Source organism: Micromonospora sp. WMMD1082, from assembly GCF_029626175.1.
In the GTDB taxonomy this organism is placed as follows: domain Bacteria; phylum Actinomycetota; class Actinomycetes; order Mycobacteriales; family Micromonosporaceae; genus Micromonospora.
In genome coordinates, this window is sequence record NZ_JARUBM010000002.1 from 4,402,426 (window position 1) to 4,420,271 (window position 17,846).

Here is a 17,846-nt window from a genome sequence, read left to right on the forward strand (position 1 = left end):
TCTGAGAGGGGGCACGATGTCGTGGAGACTGGCCCGCAGCCTCGAAGTGCTGCGCGACGAGATCCGGGCCCAGCACCCGGGCACCACCGTGTGGACCATCGGCGACCAGGCGCACGCCTCCGGCGCCTCCGACCACAACCCGAACCCGGCCGGAGTGGTGTGCGCCATCGACGTGCTCGGCGACAAGGGTCTTGACCTGGCCGAGTTCGCCGAGCAGGTGCGTACGAGCAGGCACCCGGCGCTGAAGTACTGCCTGACACCGGAGACAAGAGTGCTGTGCGCCGATCTCCGGTGGCGCCCCATTGGAGATCTTCGTGTCGGCGAAAGGCTCATCAGCTTCGATGAGTTTACGACTGCGGCAAGGCCCAGCGCCGGTGGAAACATCCGCACCGCAGTAGTCGAAGCCACCGAGCGCATCGATCTGCCAGCGGTCAAGATTCGTACCGATCGCGGCGAAGTGGTGGCCAGCACCGATCACATGTGGGTCCAGTACGGCGGACGCGGAGCACGGAACAGGTGGATCGAGAGCCGCGCCCTCAGAGCCGGGGATGAGATCCGGTACTTCGCCGACCCATGGACGGAGGAAACGTCCCGAGACGCTGGGTGGCTGGCGGGCCTGTTCGATGGCGAGGGAAACCTCACGATGCGACGCGGCGCCGCCAAGTCGGGGGCCGGCCTGACGGTGGCCCAAAAGCCCGGCCTGGCCATGGACGAAATCAAGCGCATTCTGGCCGACCTGGGCATCCAGTTCGCGATCGACCAGAACGGCGTTGTGCAGTCGGCGCGCATCCTCGGCGGGCTGCCCGCAGTTCTTTCATTCCTGGGCCGCGTGCCGTCGCTGCGCCTGCGGGCAAAGATGATCGGCGGGGAGCTGTGGTCCGGCTGGCGGGTGCGGGCCAACGACGTCGCCGTAGTCGAGTCGGTCGAGTCGGTCGGGGTTACCGAGGTGGTCTCCGTCCAGACGTCGACACGGACCCTGATCGCCGAGGGCATGTGGTCGCACAACTGCATCTACAACCGGCGAATCTGGTCGACGTCCCGCGCCAGCGAGGGGTGGCGTAGGTACGCCGGCAGCAATCCGCACACCACCCACGTGCACGTCAGCGTGGGCACCGGCCCGGATGGCAAGTCCACCGGGCCATACGACAACACCAGCTCGTGGGGAGTGGGGGACGACATGTCCGAGGTCATCAAGGGCATCCAGACCGCCGTCAAGGCCGCCGGCCACGACCCGGGGCCGATCGACGGCCAGTGGGGTCCGAAGACGCAGGCCGGCCTCACCGCCGCGCTGAAGGCGTCCGGCGCCCGCGGCCCTGCCGGACCGCAGGGGGCCGCTGGCCCGACCGGGCCCCGCGGCGAGCGGGGTGAGCCCGGACCGAAGGGCGACCGCGGCCCGGCCGGCGAGCTGGTGCTGCCCGCCCAGCTGACCGTCACCGCCGTCAACCGGGTCATCTGAGCGGGAAGGCCGGGGACCGGTGCGTGAGAGCAGAGCGGATCATCAGGATCAGCCTGGACGCCGGCTGCATCCTGGTAGGGCTGGGCGGGATCGTGCACCAGACGGTGTGGGTGCCAGTCGGGCAGGCGTCCGGCCTGCTGCTGTCGACGTTCGTGGCGATCCTCGGGATCCCCGCGGGGGTGGGGCTGCTGTCGCTGCGGAGTGGCGCGGCCGGTACGCCGTCGTCTCCGTCGGGCTCTCCGCCGCGGGGCTCTCCGCAGCCACCGTCATCATCGCCGTCGCAGGCGCAGTCCGGGGCGGGTGAGCCGGGGTGACGTTCCGGGCGTGGCAGACGCTGCTGGTGGCTTTGGTGTTCGCGGTGGGCGCGGCCGGGGCGTCGATGTGGTACGCGTCGGCGGTGGCGGCCGAGTCGCAGCGCAAGTGGTGCGGTGTCGTCAGCACGCTGGACGACGCGTACGAGGTGACCCCGCCGCAGACGCCGGCGGGTCGGAAGATCGCCGAGGACATCGCCCGCCTGCGGGCCGACTTCGGCTGCCCCTGAGACAGGAGAGCAACCATGCGAGTAGCGAGCTACGCGAAGACCATCGTCGCCGCCGTCGTGGCCGGCGCCACCGCGCTGACCGTGGCGATGGGCGACGACGTCCTCACCACCACGGAGGGCATCACGGTGGCCCTGGCCATCCTGGGTGCGCTGGGCGTGTACGCCATCCCCAACGCCCCGGCCGACCGGGACAGCGTGTCCCGGTAAGCTCTACCGCGCGGCACCTCCGGATACGCCCCGGCTTCGGCCGGTCCGGGGGTGCCGCCCCTATCGCGCAGCAAATGGCCCACCCTTCTTCGGAAGGGTGGGCCATTTCTTGCTGTCCAGATTCACCACAGGCACCACGCCAGCACGGCGACGACCAGCACCACCGCAGCCACCACCTGCCGCCGCGACGTGACCACCGCGGCCGACACCCCGCCCGGCACAGCGTCGATCCGGATCGCCCGCCACGCGCCGCGCATGAACACGGTCCGCTCGTCGCCGCCCGTGACCCGCCAGCCGGCCTGCCCCATCTCGGCGACCGCCGTGTCCAGGCTCACGGGGGCGAACACGTCCTGCGGTCGGCGGGGCTGCCCGCCGCCGGACGACACGGAGAGCGGGCCGAGGGTCGCGCCGACATTCATTCGGCCGTTGCTGTTGATGCCGACCCGGAACGGCCCGGGTAGCCGCATACCGAAGTTCATGGCTACGCACCGTATCTTCTCGTGTCCAGGTTCGTCGTCATCCGGACGGGTTGAACGGTGGGGGCCGGTTTCCCGGCCCCCTGGGTGGTCACCCCTGGCAGGGGCAGATGATCTTCGGTGCCGTGATCTCGGCGGTGTCGCAGTTGAAGCACCAGGCGAGCCCGGTGGCTGGGTCGATCTCGTACTCGCCGTCGGTCAGGTGGGCGGGGCAGGTGATCTCGGTCCGGGTCCGGGTGCTGTTGCACCAGGGGCACTTCTCGCCCTCGGTGAGCTGCTCCGCTTCCTTCATCATCCGCTCGATGGTGATCATCTGGGTTCCTCCCTCTCCCTGCCCTCTACCTATATTCTACACCACTCTAGAGTTCTGTGCAACACAGTGATGTAGAATTACTGGCATGGACCTCCCCGGCCTCGCCGCCCGCCTCACCACCGCGGCCCGCCAGGCCGACCCCCTACAGCGCTACCGCGCCCTCCGCGACCTCGCACCCGACATCAAGACCGCCATCGCCGCAGCCCAAGACGCCGCGATCGCCGAAGCCCGAGCAGCCGGCACCCCCGAAGACCAGGTAGCCGAGCAGTCCGGCGTCAGCGTCTCCGAGGTCCGCCGCCGCGTCACCGCCCACGGCAAGCGCACCGGCGCCGGCCGCCGCCCCGGGCGGCCGGCCAAGCCGTAGATCACGCGCCCGCCCGGACGGCGTTGTACCGGCGCACCACCGCGCCCGCACCCACTTGAGGGTTGAGGTCGGCCCCGGTGGTGGAGCCGCCCCGGCGGATCGGGTGGTGCTGGCGCCTCGGTCAGCCCACGCACGGCCGCCGGACGGTCATGGTGTGCTCAGCCCTTGCGGAGGCCGGTGTACTTGGACCGAATCTTGATGTTGATGGCGGCCTGGATGTCGGCGGTGGGCATCCCCCGGGTGACAGGGATTCGCAGCGCCTTGGCCTTGGCGAGCACGTCGCGTCGGACGGCCTGGTCGGTGGGCTGCTGCGGGCCGACCGGGGCGGGTGCCTGCGGGGCGGGGAGAAAGGCGAGCAGGCCCTTGGCTGCGGCGCGGAGGGCGGCCGCATCGGCGGCGGTGAGGTCGGCGCTGCGGACGGACGCGGTGATGGCGACGATCTGGCGAACCTGGTCGGTGACGTTCATGTGGTTCTCCCTATCCCCTGGTGTACGTACAGTCTAGCACGTACTGTACGTACACTGCAAGCCCCAACGTACGTACAACTGGTAGACTGAGGTCGTGGCCAACACCCAGCACCGCAGCATCCGCGTCCCCGACGACACCTGGCAGCCCGCCATGGAACGCGCCCGGGAAGCCGGCACCAGCGCCGGAGAGCTGTGCCGCGAGTTCCTTGACTGGTGGCTGCGCAAGCCCGGCGCCAAACTGCCCAAGCGACCCGACGCCACGTAGCCCTCAGCCCGCCCGGACCGCGTTGTATCGGCGCACCACCGCACCCGCCGCCGACGGCTTGGCCGGCTCGCCGCCGCGGCGGGCGATGGCCACCCCGGCGGCGGTCACCGCCACCGCCACCACCGTCGTAGCGATCAGGGTCTGCGTGCTCGGGGTCAAGGGGTTCCTCCGTGGGGGTTGCAGTGTCGTGTCGGCCCGGGACGGCCAGCGGGCGTGCCCGGACCGAGCTGCCGGTGGCGGCGTTGGCTCCACGGTGACCGGGGCCGGCCGGCCGCCGGGGGTGAGCACCCGGACGCCGGACCAGATCACGAACACCTCCCCGGCGCTCGATCGCCTGGCCGCGCCCGTCCAGGCTGTAGCCGGCCAGCCAGATCCAGCCGTCGTACGTCGTGCGGGGCATGATGCCGCTGAGCCGCAGCAGCAGGGAGCGGTAGGCGAACTGCGGGGATGCCTGGCCGTCGAGCAGCAGGATCTGTCCGGCGCGGAGGGCGGTCACCCGGTCGACAGCGGCGCCCGGGCCCACAGCTTGCCGAGTTCGTCGACCGCTTCGTCGGCGAGGCGGTAGGCGTCGAGCAGTTCCTGGGCCGAGGTGAGCAGTTGGCAGCCGGCGTCCGTGCAGTGGTCGCAGGTGCCGCCGTCGGCGTGCTGCCGCTCGACCCCCTCGGCGAGCACGGTCAGGTACGCCTGCTCGGTCATCGGATGTGCCTCACGTACCGGTGGTCGGCCCGGTTGGCGCGGGCCAGGGCGAGGAGTCGGCGCCGGGCGGCGTCCTGCTCGCGTCGGTCGATGGCCGCTGCGGTGCCGAACGGTATGGCCGGGCGGCGGAGCAGCCAGTGGAGGATCAGTCGCATGGGGTACGCCTCCCCGGAGTCGGCTGGTGACCCTGAGCAGCCTATACAACCTATGCAGCAAGGCGACAGAGGTCATTGCCTGTCGGAGTGTCCACATGATGCGATTCCTGGCGATCAACGCCAGGAGCACATAGCACATGACGCCCGCCCGCCGGATGACCTTCGCCCAGATCGCCGACGACCTCGCGGCCCGGATCAGGTCCGGGGAGTACCCGCCGCACACCAAGCTGCCGTCGAACCGCGAGCTGGCGGACCTGTACTCGGTGTCGATGGGAACGATGGGCAAGGTGCACGTGGTGCTGCGCGAGCGCGGGCTGACGTACGGCATACCGGGCGCTGGGGTGTTCGTGGAAGGGCCGGACGACCAGGGTTCTTAACAGGTTCGGCAACATGCCCGTAACGGCCAGTTCACGATCAGTGCAGCATGCGCGAGATCGGGCGAATGAGGCTCGACAACCTCCGCTTGCCCGGGTGCAAGCTCTCTCCTCCAACCAGCGATCTTGTGGGGGAGAGCATGCTTGGTACAGAAACACCTGGCCTACGGGCCGTCATCTGGGTCGCTGCCGATGATGGATGGGAGCGGCACGCCGCCCGCTGCGCCGACTACTGCGCACGTGTCGGCTACGAGGTCGTCGCGGTCATCTCCGCGGCCGCCGGCGGCCGGTGGGTCGACGTGCAGCAACTCGTCCTCACGGACGGGCGCGCCGAAGTAGTCGTCGTCGCCGAGCGAAGCCAGCTGCCTCGGGACCGGACGCCTCGGATCGAGACGGTCGCGGAAGAGCGTCACCGGCTTGCACCGCAGCCCCGGGTTCCTCGGGTGCGCCCGGAGTTCCTGCGACGCTGAACGGCAGCATGGCGACCGCCTCCCTCTTCCGCTCGCCGGCCACCTCCGTGTAGACGGCGGTCGTGATGGGGGAGGCGTGGCCCATCAGCTCCTGGGTCACCCGCAAGTCCTTGTAGGCGCGCTGGACCTCGGTGCCAAACCAGTGCCGCAGCGGGTACAGGGTGCCGCCGATGCCCGCGCCGTGTAGTGCGCGGGCGCCGCTGCGGGTGATGTACCCGGCGGTGACGGGCCGCCCGCTGGGCCGGTCGATCAGCGGCCCGCCGGGGAGGTCGCCGACCATCTCCCAGATGAGCGGGTGGGTGGGGATGGCGCGGGTCTTGCCGCCCTTGCCCTTGATGGTGATGGCCTGCTCGGTGATGTCCTCGCGGCGCACCGTGGCGACCTCGGTCGGGCGGAGGCCGGCGAGGGCGATGAGCCGGCAGACGAGACGCCACTTCGGTTCCAGGTCGAAGATGGCGCGCCGCACCGCGTCGTGCCCGGCCGGGCGGGGAAGTCCCGGCCGGGCGACCGGGCGGCGCAGCTCGGTGGTGGGGTCGAAGGACAGCCACGGGTTGGCGCCGGCGACCGACCAGCGGTAGAAGCGGGCGATGTGCTTGTAGTAGGTGCTGACCGTGTTGGTGGACCAGTTGGCGGCGGTCTTGCCGGCGGCGATCCAGGCGGCGATCTCGTCTCCGGTGGAGGCGTGGAGCCCCTCGGGCAGCTCGCGGTGGAGTCGGTGGAGCAGCTTCTCGGCGTCGGCGATGGTGTTCGCGGCGTATGCGCCGGCCCGCATCCAGTTGAGGTGGGCGGCGAGCATGTCGAGTGGGGTGGCCATGCGTGACTGTGGCATCGCGGGATTCCTGTCTGGGATCGACCGGTCAGCCGTGCAGCGGCCGGGGAATCATGGCCGGGCGGCGGGTGGTCGCCTTCGGAGTGGTGCCCCTGGGGCGGGTGCTGGTCCGGCTGGTGGTGTGGCCCGGCCGGGTGGACGAGCGGGGCCGCGACCTGGTCTTTTCGGTTGGGCGGCGATTCCGTTGGGTAACGAACGCGGGTAGCCTGCTGAGCAGGCGGGACAGTCCGAGTGCCGGATCCAGCCCCGGGGGGTTTGCCGTGGCCATCGCCGAGAACCGTTCGTCAGCGCCCGACCGCAGTGGCGTCGACCCGCCGCCCGGCGCGGCGGGCCAGGTCTCCGAGAAAGAGGCCCGCCAGGTCGCCGAGGCGGCCCGGCAGTCCGGCTGGGACCGGCCGAGCTTCGGTAAGGAGCTGTTCCTGGGCCGGCTGCGGCTCGACCTGATCGACCCGTGGCCCCGGCCCGATCCGGCGGAGCAGGCCCGGGCCGAGGAGTTCCTCGGCCGGCTGCGCGACTACGTCGCCTCCGAGGTGGACGGTGCGGCCATCGAACGCGACGCCCGCATCCCCGACGAGGTGTTCCAGGGCCTGGCCCGGTTGGGCGCCTTCGGCATGAAGATCGGCCGGGAGCATGGCGGGCTGGGGCTGAGCAACCTGCACTACTGCCGGGCGTTGATGCTGGCCGGCTCGGTCAGCCCGGCGATCGGCGCGTTGCTCTCGGCGCACCAGTCGATCGGCGTACCGCAGCCGTTGAAGATGTTCGGCAACGAGGAGCAGAAGCAGCGGTTCCTGCCCCGGCTGGCCGCCGGCGAGGTCTCCGCGTTCCTGCTCACCGAGCCGGACGTGGGCTCCGACCCGGCCCGGCTGGCGACCACGGCGGAACCGACGCCCGACGGCACCGGCTACCGGCTCAACGGCGTCAAGCTCTGGGCCACCAACGGCACCGTGGCCACCCAACTCGTGGTGATGGCCCGGGTGCCGAGGACCGAGGGACGCAAGGGCGGCATCACCGCGTTCGTGGTCGAGGGCGACGCCGAGGGCATCACGGTCGAACGGCGCAACGAGTTCCTCGGCCTGCGCGGCCTGGAGAACAGCCTGACCCGCTTCCACGACGTCTTCGTGCCGAACGAGAACGTCATCGGTGGCGAGGGCAAGGGGCTGCGGATCGCGCTGAGCACCCTGACCACGGGCCGGTTGTCGCTGCCGGCGATGTGCGTCGGCGCCGGCAAGTGGGCGTTGAACGTGGCCCGGGAGTGGTCCGCCGACCGGGTCCAGTGGGGCCGGCCGGTCGGTGAGCACGAGGCGGTCGCACAGAAGCTCTCCTTCATCGCCGCGACCACGTACGGCATGGAGACCATGCTGGATCTCTGCTGCCTGCTCGCCGACGACGACCGCAACGACATCCGGATCGAGGCCGCGCTGGTGAAGCTCTACGCCAGCGAGATGGCCTGGCGGATCGCCGACGAGCTGATCCAGATCCGCGGTGGGCGGGGGTACGAGACGGCCGACTCGCTCGCCGCCCGGGGCGAGCGCCCGGCCGCGGTCGAGCAGCTGCTGCGGGACCTGCGGATCAACCGGATCTTCGAGGGGTCCACCGAGATCATGCACCTGCTCATCGCCCGCGAGGCGGTGGACGCGCACCTCTCCGTCGCCGGGGACATCATCGACCCGGACGCCGGGCTCGGCCGCAAGGCCAGGGCCGGCGCGCGGGCGGGTGCATTCTACGCGCGGTGGCTGCCGACCCTGGCGGTCGGCAAGGGGCAGCAACCCGGCGGGTACGCCGAGTTCGGTCCGCTCGCCGGGCACCTGCGTCACGTCGAGCGCGGCTGCCGGAAGCTGGCCCGGTCCACCTTCTACGCGATGTCCCGCTGGCAGGGCAGGATGGAGCGCAAGCAGGCGTTCCTCGGCCGGGTGGTGGACATCGGCGCGGAGCTGTTCGCGATGAGCGCGGTCTGCGTACGCGCCCACGCGGAGCGGGACGCCCGACCGGAGAACGTCGAGCTGGCCGACCTGTTCTGCCGCCAGGCCCGGGTCCGGGTGGACGCGCTGTTCACCGCCCTCTGGGAGAACACCGACTCGCTCGACGTGGTGGCGGCCAAGCGGATCCTCGCCGGCCGCTACGCCGCCCTGGAGGAGGGCGTGGTCACCCCACCCGAGGATCTCCCCTGGGTGGCCCCCTGGACCCCCGGCCCCTCCACCGTCACCCCCGACGCCCGCCGCCGCATCCCCCCACTCCACCCCCCTTCACCCCGCTGATCATGAAGTTGTTGTCACCCCGCCCGGCGTGTCGGGACAACAACTTCATGATCAACGAGAGTGGGTTCAGGGGTGGGGGTCGCGGAGGCCGAGGCGGCGGAGTTCCAGGGCGGCCAGGGCGTCGACGGTGGCGTCGTCGCCGCGCCGCCACGCTTCGGCCACGTCGGGGGCGATCCGGGTCAGCCGGCCCAGCGGCTGACCCGCGAGGGCGCGCAGGGCCAGCAGGTCCCGGCCGGCGGGGGCGGCGGCCAGTGCCGCTGCCGAGCCGGCCCGGCGCATCCAGCGCACCCGTAGCGGCAACCAGCCGAACAGCACCAGCCCGAGCGGCACGATGAGCAGCCCGACGGCCAGCGCCAGGGCCAGCTGGTCAACGAGTTCCTGCTGGTCCCGGCCTGCATCGGCGAGCGAGCGGGCGGCGTCGGCTGCCCGCTCGAAGGGCGCGGTCAGCTCGTCGCCCACCAGCGGCACCCGGCCGACCTTGCCGCCGGCCTCGGCGAGGTTGTCGGCCAGCCCGCCGCCGGCCCCCTCCAGCTTCTGCCCGGGTACGGCCAGTTTCTGCACCAGATCGTGCAGCCAGAGGGCGCCCCGGATCGCCGCGTACACCCAGACGACGACGAGCAGGTCGGTGAGCAACTGCCGCAGCGCGGTCGGAAAGCGATCAGCGTAGATCTTCACGTCGGTCAGCGTGCCACGCTCCGCCCGTCCCGGCACCTCGGCGACCGTACCCTGGTCGCCCCTCACCCCGAGCACCGTCCCACCCGGCCTCGCCCCCGGCCCCGGCCCAGCCACCCCGAACCGGGCCAGGCGCGAGCCCGGGCCGAGGCCGTGTTCCGGAGCCCGGTCGACGGGTGCCATGATGTGCCGTTCGCCCGGGAGAGCTGAGGGGTCCGGATGTTGCACCTGCTGGTCCTGCACTACAAGGGGTCGGAACAGGAAGCGGAGCGGTTCGTCGCCGACCATGTTCGTTTCCTGGAGCGATATCACCGCGACGGGACGTTTCTGGTGTCTGGGCAGGCGGTGCCCTCGGAGGAGGGCGGCGTCATCGTGGCCGGCGCCGTCGACCGCGCGACGATCGAACGGATCGTCGCGGAGGATCCGTTCGTCGTAGCCGGGGTCGCGGCGTACCGGGTCACCACGATAGATCCGGCACGGGTGCACCCTGCGCTGGCGGACGTACTCGGCGTCGACGGCAGCCGGGTACGCGGCTGAAACGGCCTCCCGCACGGCGCGAGGCGACCCGACCGGAGACCTAGCGGGCGCAGGTGGGGCAGGTGCCGAAGATCTCCAGGGTGTGGCTGACGTCGGTGTAGCCGTGCTGGGCGGCCACCCGGTCGGCCCAGCTTTCCACGGTGGGACCGGCGACCTCCACCGTCCGGCCGCAGGCGCGGCAGACCAGATGGTGGTGATGCCCTTCGCTGCACCGGCGGTAGAGGTGCTCGCCGCCCGGCGGCCGCATCACGTCGATCTCACCCGCGTCGGCCAGGCCCTGCAACGTCCGGTAGACCGTGGTCAACCCGACCCGCTCGCCGCGATCGCGCAGCATCGCGTGCAGGTCCTGGGCGCTGTGGAAGCCCTCCACCTCGGCCAGCAGGGCACTGACGGCCGAACGCTGGCGGGTGTTGCGGACGGCCGTACCGCTCTCAGTCATGACAGCACTCCGCTTCGCTCGCTCATGATCCCTCCCCGGCATGGCTGACCGCGTCGGCCACGATGTGCGCGACGTGCTCGTCGACCAGGGTGTACGCGATCTCCCGGCCCCGCCGGGATCCGCGTACCACGCCCGCCCCACGCAACACCCGCAGATGCTGGGAGACTAACGGCTGCGCGACGCCGAGCTTGTCCACCAGCTCGTGCACGCAACGTTCACCGCCGGCCAGTTCGCTGACGATGGCCAGCCGGATCGGCGCCGAGAGGGCGCGCAGAAGCTCGCTGGCACCCTCGTACGCGTCGTAGCTGGATCCGCTGGTCACCCTGCAACGGTAACCAATACCGGGGCGGAGCTCGTGATCAGGACCCGCCGAGGACCACCTCGTGCGGTTCGGGCGCGGGTGCCGGCTCCGGCCGGACCCGGCGGACCCGGCGCCAACCGGCCGCCAGCAGGGTGACCACCACGAACGAGGCGATGGCGAGCACCACCACCGAGGCGCCCGGCGCGGTGTCGGCGACCGCCGCCAGCCAGACCCCGGTGCCCGCGGCGAACAGGCCGAGCCCCATCGCCGCCGCCATGGTGCCGCGGAATCCCCGGGTCACCTGCTGGGCGGTGGCCACCGGGACGACCATCAGCGCACTGATCAGCAGTACGCCGACCGCCCGCATGGCGATCGTCACCGTGATCGCGGTGGTCACCGCGAGCAGCAGGTTCAGCGCCCGCACCGGCAGGCCGGAGACCCGGGCGTACTCCTCGTCGTGGCAGACCGCGAAGAGCGCGGGGCGCAGCGCGATCATCGTGACGAGCACGGCCACGCCGAGCACGGCGATGGTGACCAGGTCGGTGGCGGAGGTCGTGGTGAGCGCACCGAACAGGTACGCGTTGAGGTTGGCGTTGGTGCTGTCGGAGAGCCCGACCAGGACCACCCCGCCGGCGATGCCGCCGTAGAAGAGCAGCGCGAGGGCCAGGTCGCCGGAGGTGCGGCCGCGTTCGCGGATCAGCTCGATGACGATCGCGCCGATGGTGGCCGCGATCACCGCCATGATCACGGGGGAGGTCTGGAAGAGCAGGCCGGCGCCGACCCCGGTCAGCGCGACGTGCCCGATGCCGTCCCCGATCAGCGCCAGCCGCCGCTGCACCAGGTAGATGCCGAGCGCGGGCGCGGCCAGGCCGATGATCAGCGCACCGATCAGGGCGCGCAGCATGAACTCGTACTGGAAGATGCTCACGTCGCGCTCCACAGCCCGGCGGGCTCCTCGGGACCGTGCGGGTGCACGTGGTCGTGGTCCGGCGCCGCGTGGTGCCCGGCCGGTTCCGGCACGGCCCCGTCGTGCGCCACGACCCCCTGGTGTACGACGACCGCGCGGCTGATCAGCGGCCGGAGCGGGCCGAGTTCGTGGGCGACCAGCAGCACCGTCCCGCCATCGTCGACGAAGCCACGCAGGGCGCCGGCGAACGCCTCCTGGCTGGCCGCGTCCACCCCGGCGGTCGGTTCGTCGAGCACCAGCAGTTCGGGTCGGCCGGCCAGCGCTCGGGCGATCAGGGTGCGCTGCTGCTGCCCGCCGGAGAGGGTGGCCACCGGGTCACCGGCCCGGTCGGCCAGGCCGACGGCACGCAGCGCCGAGGTGACCGCCTCCCGGTCGGCGCGCCCCGGCGGGCGCAGGACGCCCCGACGGGCCAGCCGGCCGGAGGTGACCACCTCGGCCACCGTGGCCGGTACGCCGCTGCCGGCGCCGAGGCGCTGCGGGACGTACCCGATGCGCTGCCACTGCCGGAACCGGCGCGCCGGCCGGCCGAAGAGGGTCACCGCGCCGGCGCTGAGCGGGACCAGCCCGAGGATGGCGCGGATCAGGGTGGACTTGCCGGAGCCGTTGGCGCCGAGGATCGCGACGACCTCGCCGGCGGTCACGGTGAGCGAGACGTCACGAAGCACGGGGCGGCCGTCGTAGCCGACCACCCCGTGCGTGACGGTGATCACGTCAGGTGTCACGAGCAGCTCAACGCCGTCCTCAGGGTCTGCAGGTTGGTACGCATCACCGAAAGGTAGTCCGCGCCGTTGCCCTCGGACAGGCCCTCGATCGGATCCAGCACGGCGGTCTGGGCACCGACCTCCCGGGCGATGGTCTCGGCGACCTTCGGGCTGACCAGCGTCTCGAAGAAGATCGTGGTGGCACCGTGCTCCCGGGCCTCCTCGGCGACCGCCGCCAGCCGCTGCGGGGACGGCTCGTCCTCCGGGCTCAGCCCGCTGATGCCGATCTGCTCCAACTGGTACTTCTGGGCCAGGTAGCCGAACGCGGCGTGGCTGACCACGATCTCCCGGCGCTGGCAGGTCTTCAGCCCCTCGGTGAACTCCGTGTCGAGCTTCTCCAGCTCGGTACGCAGGGCGCCGGCCCGCTGCGTGTACTCGCCGGCCCGGTCCGGGTCGACGGCGCCGAGCCGCTCGGCGAGCTTGTCCCCGACGGTGGCCAGCCGGGTCGGGTCGAGCCACAGATGCGGGTCCTTGCCACCCTCCGACTCCTCGTCGGCGTGCTCCTCCTCCTCGGCGTGGTCGTCCCCGTCCTCGTCGCCGTGGTCGTGGCCGCCGGCGGTGGCGTCCAGCAGCGGCTGCACGGTGGCCACGTCGAAGGCGCGGTCACCGGCGTTCTGCTCGACCGCCTCGTCCACGGCGGGCTGGAAGCCGTGCAGGAAGACGACCAGCTCCGCCTCGCTGATCTGCCCGACCTGGCTCGGGTTCAGCTCCAGGTCGTGCGGCTCGGCACCGGGGCGGGCCAGGTTGGCCACGGCCACCGCGTCGCCGCCGACCCGCTCGGCGAGGAACTGCAACGGGTAGAAGCCGGCCACCACGTCGACCCGCTGCGGGTCGGCGCCGGCCGGGCCGTCGTCGGTCGAGCAGGCGGTGACGCCGGTCAGGGCGAGCAGGGCGGCCGTGGCGGTGGCCAGGGCGCGCGGGGCGGGGCGGAAGGTCATGTCATCGACTCTCCGCGACAACGACAATGATTGTCAAAAACGCATGAGTGCATGCCCGGGACCGTGGGGGCGTGGGAGCGTGCTGCGGACCCGGGCGACCAGCTCGGGCCGCCCTGCCGCTCACAGCAGCTTCACCAGGCCGGCGGTGACCAGCAGGGTCAACGCCAGCAGCCGGATCGCCCGGGTCTGCGGCGTCTGCACCCGCCAGGTCGTCATCAGCAGGGCGGCCAGCGCGCCGGCCAGCAGCAGGGTCACCAGCCCGCCGACTACACCCGGAGCGAAGAACGCCACCAGCACCAGGAGCAGGGTGACCAGGAACACCGTCGTCGGGTTGGTCCGGGCCAGCCGGCCGGCGATCCCGCGCTGCGTACGCTGCATCCCACAGACTCTACGAGGAGGAGAATCCGGTGCTGGTGACCAACCGGTTCGTGGTCGAGGAAAACGGCGCCGAGGGCTTCACCGCCCGGGCCCACGCGGCCCTCGCGGCGCTCGCCGCCCGGCCCGGCTACCTGCGCGGGCAGCTGGTCCGGGCGCTGGACGACCCGCGACACTGGTGCCTGGTCACCGAGTGGGAGTCGGTCGGCACCTACCGCCGCGCCCTCGGCGGCTTCGACGTGAAGATCACGGCGGTACCGCTGCTCGCCGAGAGCCTCGACGAGCCGTCCGCGTACGAGGCGTTGGCGACCGCCGCGCCGGGCGGAGACGTGGTGACGGTCGCCAGTGACCGGGCTGCGGGTCCTTACCGCTGAGCCCTCGGGCACTACGCTGGCTCCTATGACCGCTCCCGGACCGGCAGCTCCACCACCGCACCCCCCGCTGCCCGGCCAGCAGGGACCTCAGGTCCCGGGCGACACCGGCGTACCGCCGGCCGCGTCCGGCCCGCCGCCCACCGGCGGCACCGGCACGACGCCCCCCTACGGCTTCGCCGGGCCGCCACCCGCCGCCCCGCCCCCGCCCACCGGCTTCCCCGCGACGCTGCCCGGGGGTGGCCCCGGGCACGACGTGCCACCCCCGCCGCCCGGGCCCGGGGTGGCTCCGCCGTTCGCGGCCCCGCCGACCGAGGGCGGCCGGTCGCGGCTCTGGCTCGGCCTCGGTGCCGGGGCGCTGGCCCTGCTGCTCTGTTGCGGTGGCGGCGGCACGGCGGTGGTCGGCCTGCTGGTCAGCGGGGTGCAGGCGATCGAGGAGCAGGGCCGCACGGTCTCCGGGGACTACTACCGGGCGCTCGCCGAGGGCGAGTACGGCCGGGCGTACGACCAGCTCTGCGAGGACGCCCGGCGGCGCGAGTCCCGGCCGGAGTTCGAGCGTCGGGCCGCCGCGGAGCCGCAGATCGCCTCCTACCGGGTCGGTGAGGTGGACACCACCACGCTCACCGTGCCGGTCGACGTGACCTTCGCCGGCGGCGGTCAGGAGCGCCAGGAGGTCGTGCTGGCACAGGACCGGCAGACCGGTGGCATGGAGGTCTGCGGAGTCAACTGACCGGCCGCAGGTAATGTGCTGGGCTCGGGCCCACACCGGTCGTACCGTTGTCCCCGAACCGCGCCTTCCGTTCCCTGATGTCCCCGCCGACCGCCAGTCGGCGTAGGAGGAAAAATGCCAGCCGACCGTATCGACGCCGTCGTCAGCCTCGCCAAGCGCCGGGGCTTCGTCTTTCCCTCCAGCGAGATCTACGGAGGCACCCGGTCGGCGTGGGACTACGGTCCGCTCGGCGTGGAACTGAAGGAGAACGTCCGCCGGCAGTGGTGGAAGACCATGGTCCAGCAGCGCGACGACGTGGTGGGCCTGGACTCCGCGGTGATCCTGGCCCGGGACGTCTGGGCCGCCTCCGGCCACCTGGACGCCTTCGTCGACCCGCTGACCGAGTGTCAGTCCTGCCACAAGCGGTTCCGCGCCGACCACCTGGAGGAGGCGTACGAGGCCAAGCACGGCCGCCCGCCGACCTCGCTGGCCGAGCTGAACTGCCCCAACTGCGGCAACAAGGGCACCTTTACCGAACCCCGGATGTTCAACGGCCTGATGAAGACCTACCTCGGCCCGGTGGAGAGCGACGAGGGGATGCACTACCTGCGCCCGGAGACCGCCCAGGGCATCTTCGTCAACTACCGGAACGTGGAGACGGTCGCCCGCAAGAAGCCCCCCTTCGGCATCGCGCAGACCGGCAAGTCGTTCCGCAACGAGATCACCCCGGGCAACTTCATCTTCCGCACCCGCGAGTTCGAGCAGATGGAGATGGAGTTCTTCGTCGAGCCGGGCACCGACGAGCAGTGGCACGAGTACTGGCTCGCCGAGCGCTGGAACTGGTACCTCGACCTCGGCCTGTCCGAGAGCAACCTGCGCTTCTACGAGCACCCGAAGGAGAAGCTCTCCCACTACTCGAAGCGCACCGTCGACATCGAGTACCGGTTCCAGTTCGGCGGCACCGAGTTCGCCGAGTTGGAGGGCGTCGCCAACCGCACCGACTTCGACCTCTCCACGCACAGCAAGCACTCCGGCGTCGACCTGTCGTACTTCGACCAGACCAAGCAGGAGCGCTGGGTCCCGTACGTGATCGAGCCGGCCGCCGGCCTCACCCGCGCGGTGCTGGCCTTCCTGCTGGAGGCGTACGACGAGGACGAGGCGCCGAACACCAAGGGCGGCGTCGACAAGCGGACCGTGATGCGCTTCGACCCGCGCCTGGCCCCGGTCAAGGTGGCGGTGCTGCCGCTGTCGCGCAACGAGGCGCTCTCGCCCAAGGCCAAGCAGCTCGCCGCCGACCTGCGCAAGCGCTGGGTGGTCGAGTTCGACGACTCGCAGGCGATCGGCCGCCGCTACCGCCGGCAGGACGAGATCGGCACCCCGTTCTGCGTCACCGTCGACTTCGACACCCTGGACGACGACGCGGTGACCGTGCGGAACCGGGACACCATGGCCCAGCAGCGCATCCCGCTCGACCAGGTCGAGCGCTACCTGATCGACCACCTTCCCGGCTGCTGACGCCGGCGGCGGGGCGCGCCCACGCGGCCTGCCCCGCGGCGGTGGCGGGGTCTGCCGGCGTACCAGCTCAGCGCCGGTAGGCTCCTCCGTACACTTGTCCGGGTGACCGCGCCGACGACCCCTTCCACCGTGCGCCCGCTGGACATCGGGCGGCATCAGGTGTGGCCGCCGGTGGTGCTCGCGCCGATGGCCGGCATCACCAACGTCGGTTTCCGGCAGCTCTGCCGGGAGCAGGGCGGCGGCATCTACGTCTGCGAGATGATCACCACGGTCGCGCTGGTCGAGCGGAACCCGAAGACGCTGCGGATGATCGCGTTCGGGGTCAACGAGCGCCCGCGCAGCCTCCAGCTCTACGGCACCGACCCGGAGACCACCGCCGCCGCGGTGCGGATCGTGGTGGAAAGGGATCTCGCCGACCACATCGACCTCAACTTCGGTTGCCCGGTCCCGAAGGTCACCCGCCGTGGTGGCGGCGCGGCGCTGCCCTGGCGACGCCGGCTCTTCGCCCGGCTGGTGCGGGCCGCGGTGAATGCCGCGTCGCCCGCCGGGGTGCCGGTCACCGTCAAGATGCGCAAGGGCATCGACGACGACCACCTGACGTACGTCGAGGCGGGGCTCGCCGCCCAGGAGGCCGGCGTCGCCGCCGTGGCCCTGCACGGGCGTACGGCCGCCCAGCGGTATTCGGGCACGGCCGACTGGGACGCCATCGCCGCCCTCAAGCAGGCGCTCGATGTGCCGGTGCTCGGCAACGGCGACATCTGGGAGGCCGACGACGCGCTGCGGATGGTGGCGAACACCGGCGTCGACGGGGTGGTGATCGGGCGCGGCTGCCTCGGCCGGCCCTGGCTCTTCGCCGACCTGGAGGCCGCGTTCGACGGGCGCACCGAGCGTCGGCTGCCCCACCTCGGCGAGGTGGCGGCGACCATGCGCCGGCACGCCGAGCTGCTGGTCGAGCAGTTCAGCGTCGGGGCGCGCAACCCGGCCCGGGGCGAACGGGACGGCTGCACCGATTTTCGTAAGCACGTCGCCTGGTACCTCAAGGGTTTCCCGGTCGGCAGCGAGCTGCGCCGCGCCCTCGCGATGATCGACAGCCTGGCCCAGCTCGACGACCTGCTCGGCAAGCTCGACCCGACCGTGCCGTTCCCGGTGGAGACGCTCGGCCAGCCACGGGGACGGACCAACTCCCCGGGCAAGGTCTTCCTGCCCGACGGCTGGCTGGCCAGCCGCGACGACGACACCGTCCCCGAGGGCGCCGAACTGGACGACTCCGGCGGCTAACGCGTACACCCTCGCCCGACGCCTGACGCCTGACGCCTGACGCCTGACGCCCGACCCGCGCGCCCGCCCTGACCGCGGGCCGCGCCCGTCCCTCGGCCGCGCCCGGCTCCGGGCG

27 protein-coding genes are annotated in these 17,846 nt (G+C 71.9%); 13 read left to right on the forward strand and 14 right to left on the reverse strand.

The genetic code is table 11. The features are described 5' to 3' along the window. The first annotated feature begins 88 nt into the window (after positions 1–88). Genes O7615_RS20390 through O7615_RS20405 form a run of 4 tightly spaced genes read left to right on the forward strand, consistent with a single transcriptional unit; the run spans position 89 to position 2,204 of the window. Complete coding sequence (locus O7615_RS20390; protein ID WP_278179344.1) at positions 89–1,456, forward strand: hypothetical protein; 1,368 nt, start codon at positions 89–91, stop codon at positions 1,454–1,456. 23 nt (positions 1,457–1,479) lie between these two features. After that, positions 1,480–1,770: a hypothetical protein gene (locus tag O7615_RS20395; protein WP_278179345.1), complete on the forward strand. Its 291-nt coding sequence runs from the start codon at positions 1,480–1,482 to the stop codon at positions 1,768–1,770. Beyond that, on the forward strand, positions 1,767–1,997 hold the full coding sequence (locus O7615_RS20400; protein WP_278179347.1) for a hypothetical protein: 231 nt from the start codon (positions 1,767–1,769) through the stop codon (positions 1,995–1,997). The genes O7615_RS20395 and O7615_RS20400 overlap by 4 nt, the downstream gene beginning before the upstream one ends. A gap of 15 nt (positions 1,998–2,012) precedes the next feature. Continuing rightward, positions 2,013–2,204 carry a hypothetical protein gene (locus tag O7615_RS20405; protein WP_278179348.1) on the forward strand — a complete coding sequence of 64 codons (192 nt, stop codon included), beginning with the start codon at positions 2,013–2,015 and terminating at the stop codon, positions 2,202–2,204. Positions 2,205–2,326: 122 nt separating this feature from the next. Here O7615_RS20405 and O7615_RS20410 read toward each other — a convergent pair whose 3' ends face one another. Together O7615_RS20410 and O7615_RS20415 are read right to left on the reverse strand one after the other, a co-directional pair. Continuing rightward, positions 2,327–2,683: a hypothetical protein gene (locus tag O7615_RS20410; protein WP_278179349.1), complete on the reverse strand. Its 357-nt coding sequence runs from the start codon at positions 2,681–2,683 to the stop codon at positions 2,327–2,329. Positions 2,684–2,771: 88 nt separating this feature from the next. Beyond that, positions 2,772–2,993, reverse strand: a complete 222-nt coding sequence (locus O7615_RS20415) for a hypothetical protein (RefSeq protein ID WP_278179350.1) — start codon at positions 2,991–2,993, stop codon at positions 2,772–2,774. A gap of 85 nt (positions 2,994–3,078) precedes the next feature. Here O7615_RS20415 and O7615_RS20420 point away from each other — a divergent pair, with 85 nt between their 5' ends. Beyond that, on the forward strand, positions 3,079–3,357 hold the full coding sequence (locus O7615_RS20420; RefSeq protein WP_278179352.1) for a hypothetical protein: 279 nt from the start codon (positions 3,079–3,081) through the stop codon (positions 3,355–3,357). Positions 3,358–3,515: 158 nt separating this feature from the next. On the opposite strand, the gene O7615_RS20425 is transcribed toward O7615_RS20420, so the two are convergent. Further along, on the reverse strand, positions 3,516–3,824 hold the full coding sequence (locus tag O7615_RS20425) for a hypothetical protein (RefSeq protein ID WP_278179354.1): 309 nt from the start codon (positions 3,822–3,824) through the stop codon (positions 3,516–3,518). Between the two features lie 94 nt (positions 3,825–3,918). On the opposite strand from O7615_RS20425, the gene O7615_RS20430 reads away from it, so the two are divergent. Continuing rightward, complete coding sequence (locus O7615_RS20430) at positions 3,919–4,089, forward strand: hypothetical protein (RefSeq protein WP_278179356.1); 171 nt, start codon at positions 3,919–3,921, stop codon at positions 4,087–4,089. Positions 4,090–4,092: 3 nt separating this feature from the next. Here the strand turns inward: O7615_RS20430 and O7615_RS20435 are convergent, their stop codons facing one another. The 3 genes from O7615_RS20435 to O7615_RS20445 form a co-directional block, all read right to left on the reverse strand. Then, complete coding sequence (locus O7615_RS20435) at positions 4,093–4,398, reverse strand: hypothetical protein (protein ID WP_278179358.1); 306 nt, start codon at positions 4,396–4,398, stop codon at positions 4,093–4,095. A gap of 183 nt (positions 4,399–4,581) precedes the next feature. Beyond that, a complete protein-coding gene (locus tag O7615_RS20440; protein WP_278179359.1) occupies positions 4,582–4,785 on the reverse strand; it encodes a hypothetical protein in 204 nt (67 codons plus the stop codon). Then, positions 4,782–4,940 carry a hypothetical protein gene (locus O7615_RS20445; protein ID WP_278179360.1) on the reverse strand — a complete coding sequence of 53 codons (159 nt, stop codon included), beginning with the start codon at positions 4,938–4,940 and terminating at the stop codon, positions 4,782–4,784. Before O7615_RS20445 ends, O7615_RS20440 begins: the two co-directional genes overlap by 4 nt. Positions 4,941–5,077: 137 nt before the next feature. On the opposite strand from O7615_RS20445, the gene O7615_RS20450 reads away from it, so the two are divergent. Continuing rightward, the gene (locus tag O7615_RS20450) at positions 5,078–5,317 is read left to right on the forward strand and encodes a winged helix-turn-helix domain-containing protein (protein WP_278179362.1); all 240 of its coding nucleotides are present in this window, start codon (positions 5,078–5,080) and stop codon (positions 5,315–5,317) included. Between the two features lie 312 nt (positions 5,318–5,629). Here O7615_RS20450 and O7615_RS20455 read toward each other — a convergent pair whose 3' ends face one another. Then, a complete protein-coding gene (locus O7615_RS20455; RefSeq protein WP_278179363.1) occupies positions 5,630–6,613 on the reverse strand; it encodes a tyrosine-type recombinase/integrase in 984 nt (327 codons plus the stop codon). A gap of 266 nt (positions 6,614–6,879) precedes the next feature. Here O7615_RS20455 and O7615_RS20460 point away from each other — a divergent pair, with 266 nt between their 5' ends. Further along, the gene (locus O7615_RS20460; RefSeq protein ID WP_278182161.1) at positions 6,880–8,868 is read left to right on the forward strand and encodes an acyl-CoA dehydrogenase family protein; all 1,989 of its coding nucleotides are present in this window, start codon (positions 6,880–6,882) and stop codon (positions 8,866–8,868) included. Between the two features lie 66 nt (positions 8,869–8,934). On the opposite strand, the gene O7615_RS20465 is transcribed toward O7615_RS20460, so the two are convergent. Beyond that, positions 8,935–9,609: a hypothetical protein gene (locus O7615_RS20465; protein ID WP_278179365.1), complete on the reverse strand. Its 675-nt coding sequence runs from the start codon at positions 9,607–9,609 to the stop codon at positions 8,935–8,937. Positions 9,610–9,759: 150 nt separating this feature from the next. On the opposite strand from O7615_RS20465, the gene O7615_RS20470 reads away from it, so the two are divergent. Further along, the gene (locus O7615_RS20470; protein WP_278179366.1) at positions 9,760–10,077 is read left to right on the forward strand and encodes a YciI family protein; all 318 of its coding nucleotides are present in this window, start codon (positions 9,760–9,762) and stop codon (positions 10,075–10,077) included. A gap of 40 nt (positions 10,078–10,117) precedes the next feature. Here the strand turns inward: O7615_RS20470 and O7615_RS20475 are convergent, their stop codons facing one another. From O7615_RS20475 to O7615_RS20500, 6 genes are all read right to left on the reverse strand, one after another. Next, positions 10,118–10,516, reverse strand: coding sequence for a Fur family transcriptional regulator (locus O7615_RS20475; RefSeq protein WP_278179368.1), 399 nt, complete (start codon positions 10,514–10,516; stop codon positions 10,118–10,120). A 22-nt stretch (positions 10,517–10,538) separates the two neighbouring features. Then, entirely contained in the window at positions 10,539–10,838 is a 300-nt protein-coding gene (locus O7615_RS20480; protein ID WP_204005657.1) for a metalloregulator ArsR/SmtB family transcription factor, read from the reverse strand. 37 nt (positions 10,839–10,875) lie between these two features. Further along, a complete protein-coding gene (locus O7615_RS20485; protein ID WP_278179371.1) occupies positions 10,876–11,745 on the reverse strand; it encodes a metal ABC transporter permease in 870 nt (289 codons plus the stop codon). Then, a complete protein-coding gene (locus tag O7615_RS20490; RefSeq protein WP_278179372.1) occupies positions 11,742–12,506 on the reverse strand; it encodes an ABC transporter ATP-binding protein in 765 nt (254 codons plus the stop codon). Before O7615_RS20490 ends, O7615_RS20485 begins: the two co-directional genes overlap by 4 nt. Then, positions 12,503–13,483 (reverse strand): metal ABC transporter substrate-binding protein, encoded by a 981-nt coding sequence (locus tag O7615_RS20495; protein ID WP_278179375.1) that lies wholly within the window; start codon positions 13,481–13,483, stop codon positions 12,503–12,505. The genes O7615_RS20490 and O7615_RS20495 overlap by 4 nt, the downstream gene beginning before the upstream one ends. A 120-nt stretch (positions 13,484–13,603) precedes the next feature. After that, a complete protein-coding gene (locus O7615_RS20500) occupies positions 13,604–13,861 on the reverse strand; it encodes a hypothetical protein (RefSeq protein ID WP_278179376.1) in 258 nt (85 codons plus the stop codon). A gap of 29 nt (positions 13,862–13,890) precedes the next feature. On the opposite strand from O7615_RS20500, the gene O7615_RS20505 reads away from it, so the two are divergent. From O7615_RS20505 to dusB, 4 genes are all read left to right on the forward strand, one after another. Beyond that, positions 13,891–14,232 carry an antibiotic biosynthesis monooxygenase gene (locus tag O7615_RS20505; RefSeq protein WP_278179377.1) on the forward strand — a complete coding sequence of 114 codons (342 nt, stop codon included), beginning with the start codon at positions 13,891–13,893 and terminating at the stop codon, positions 14,230–14,232. A 253-nt stretch (positions 14,233–14,485) separates the two neighbouring features. Beyond that, complete coding sequence (locus tag O7615_RS20510; RefSeq protein ID WP_278182162.1) at positions 14,486–14,959, forward strand: hypothetical protein; 474 nt, start codon at positions 14,486–14,488, stop codon at positions 14,957–14,959. Between the two features lie 114 nt (positions 14,960–15,073). Continuing rightward, positions 15,074–16,453, forward strand: a complete 1,380-nt coding sequence (locus O7615_RS20515) for a glycine--tRNA ligase (RefSeq protein ID WP_278179379.1) — start codon at positions 15,074–15,076, stop codon at positions 16,451–16,453. A 102-nt stretch (positions 16,454–16,555) separates the two neighbouring features. Then, on the forward strand, positions 16,556–17,731 hold the full coding sequence (gene dusB, locus O7615_RS20520) for a tRNA dihydrouridine synthase DusB (protein WP_278179380.1): 1,176 nt from the start codon (positions 16,556–16,558) through the stop codon (positions 17,729–17,731). Positions 17,732–17,846: the final 115 nt, after the last annotated feature.

Coding starts and splice junctions, on each gene's coding strand:
- O7615_RS20515 (WP_278179379.1), top strand. CDS start 15,074: ATGCCAGCCGACCGTATCGACGCCGTCGTCAGCCTCGCCAAGCGCCGG.
- O7615_RS20495 (WP_278179375.1), bottom strand. CDS start 13,483: ATGACCTTCCGCCCCGCCCCGCGCGCCCTGGCCACCGCCACGGCCGCC.
- O7615_RS20440 (WP_278179359.1), bottom strand. CDS start 4,785: ATGACCGAGCAGGCGTACCTGACCGTGCTCGCCGAGGGGGTCGAGCGG.
- O7615_RS20405 (WP_278179348.1), top strand. CDS start 2,013: ATGCGAGTAGCGAGCTACGCGAAGACCATCGTCGCCGCCGTCGTGGCC.
- O7615_RS20500 (WP_278179376.1), bottom strand. CDS start 13,861: ATGCAGCGTACGCAGCGCGGGATCGCCGGCCGGCTGGCCCGGACCAAC.
- O7615_RS20410 (WP_278179349.1), bottom strand. CDS start 2,683: ATGAACTTCGGTATGCGGCTACCCGGGCCGTTCCGGGTCGGCATCAAC.
- O7615_RS20470 (WP_278179366.1), top strand. CDS start 9,760: ATGTTGCACCTGCTGGTCCTGCACTACAAGGGGTCGGAACAGGAAGCG.
- O7615_RS20450 (WP_278179362.1), top strand. CDS start 5,078: ATGACGCCCGCCCGCCGGATGACCTTCGCCCAGATCGCCGACGACCTC.
- O7615_RS20415 (WP_278179350.1), bottom strand. CDS start 2,993: ATGATCACCATCGAGCGGATGATGAAGGAAGCGGAGCAGCTCACCGAG.
- O7615_RS20425 (WP_278179354.1), bottom strand. CDS start 3,824: ATGAACGTCACCGACCAGGTTCGCCAGATCGTCGCCATCACCGCGTCC.
- O7615_RS20475 (WP_278179368.1), bottom strand. CDS start 10,516: ATGACTGAGAGCGGTACGGCCGTCCGCAACACCCGCCAGCGTTCGGCC.
- O7615_RS20445 (WP_278179360.1), bottom strand. CDS start 4,940: ATGCGACTGATCCTCCACTGGCTGCTCCGCCGCCCGGCCATACCGTTC.
- O7615_RS20420 (WP_278179352.1), top strand. CDS start 3,079: ATGGACCTCCCCGGCCTCGCCGCCCGCCTCACCACCGCGGCCCGCCAG.
- O7615_RS20455 (WP_278179363.1), bottom strand. CDS start 6,613: ATGCCACAGTCACGCATGGCCACCCCACTCGACATGCTCGCCGCCCAC.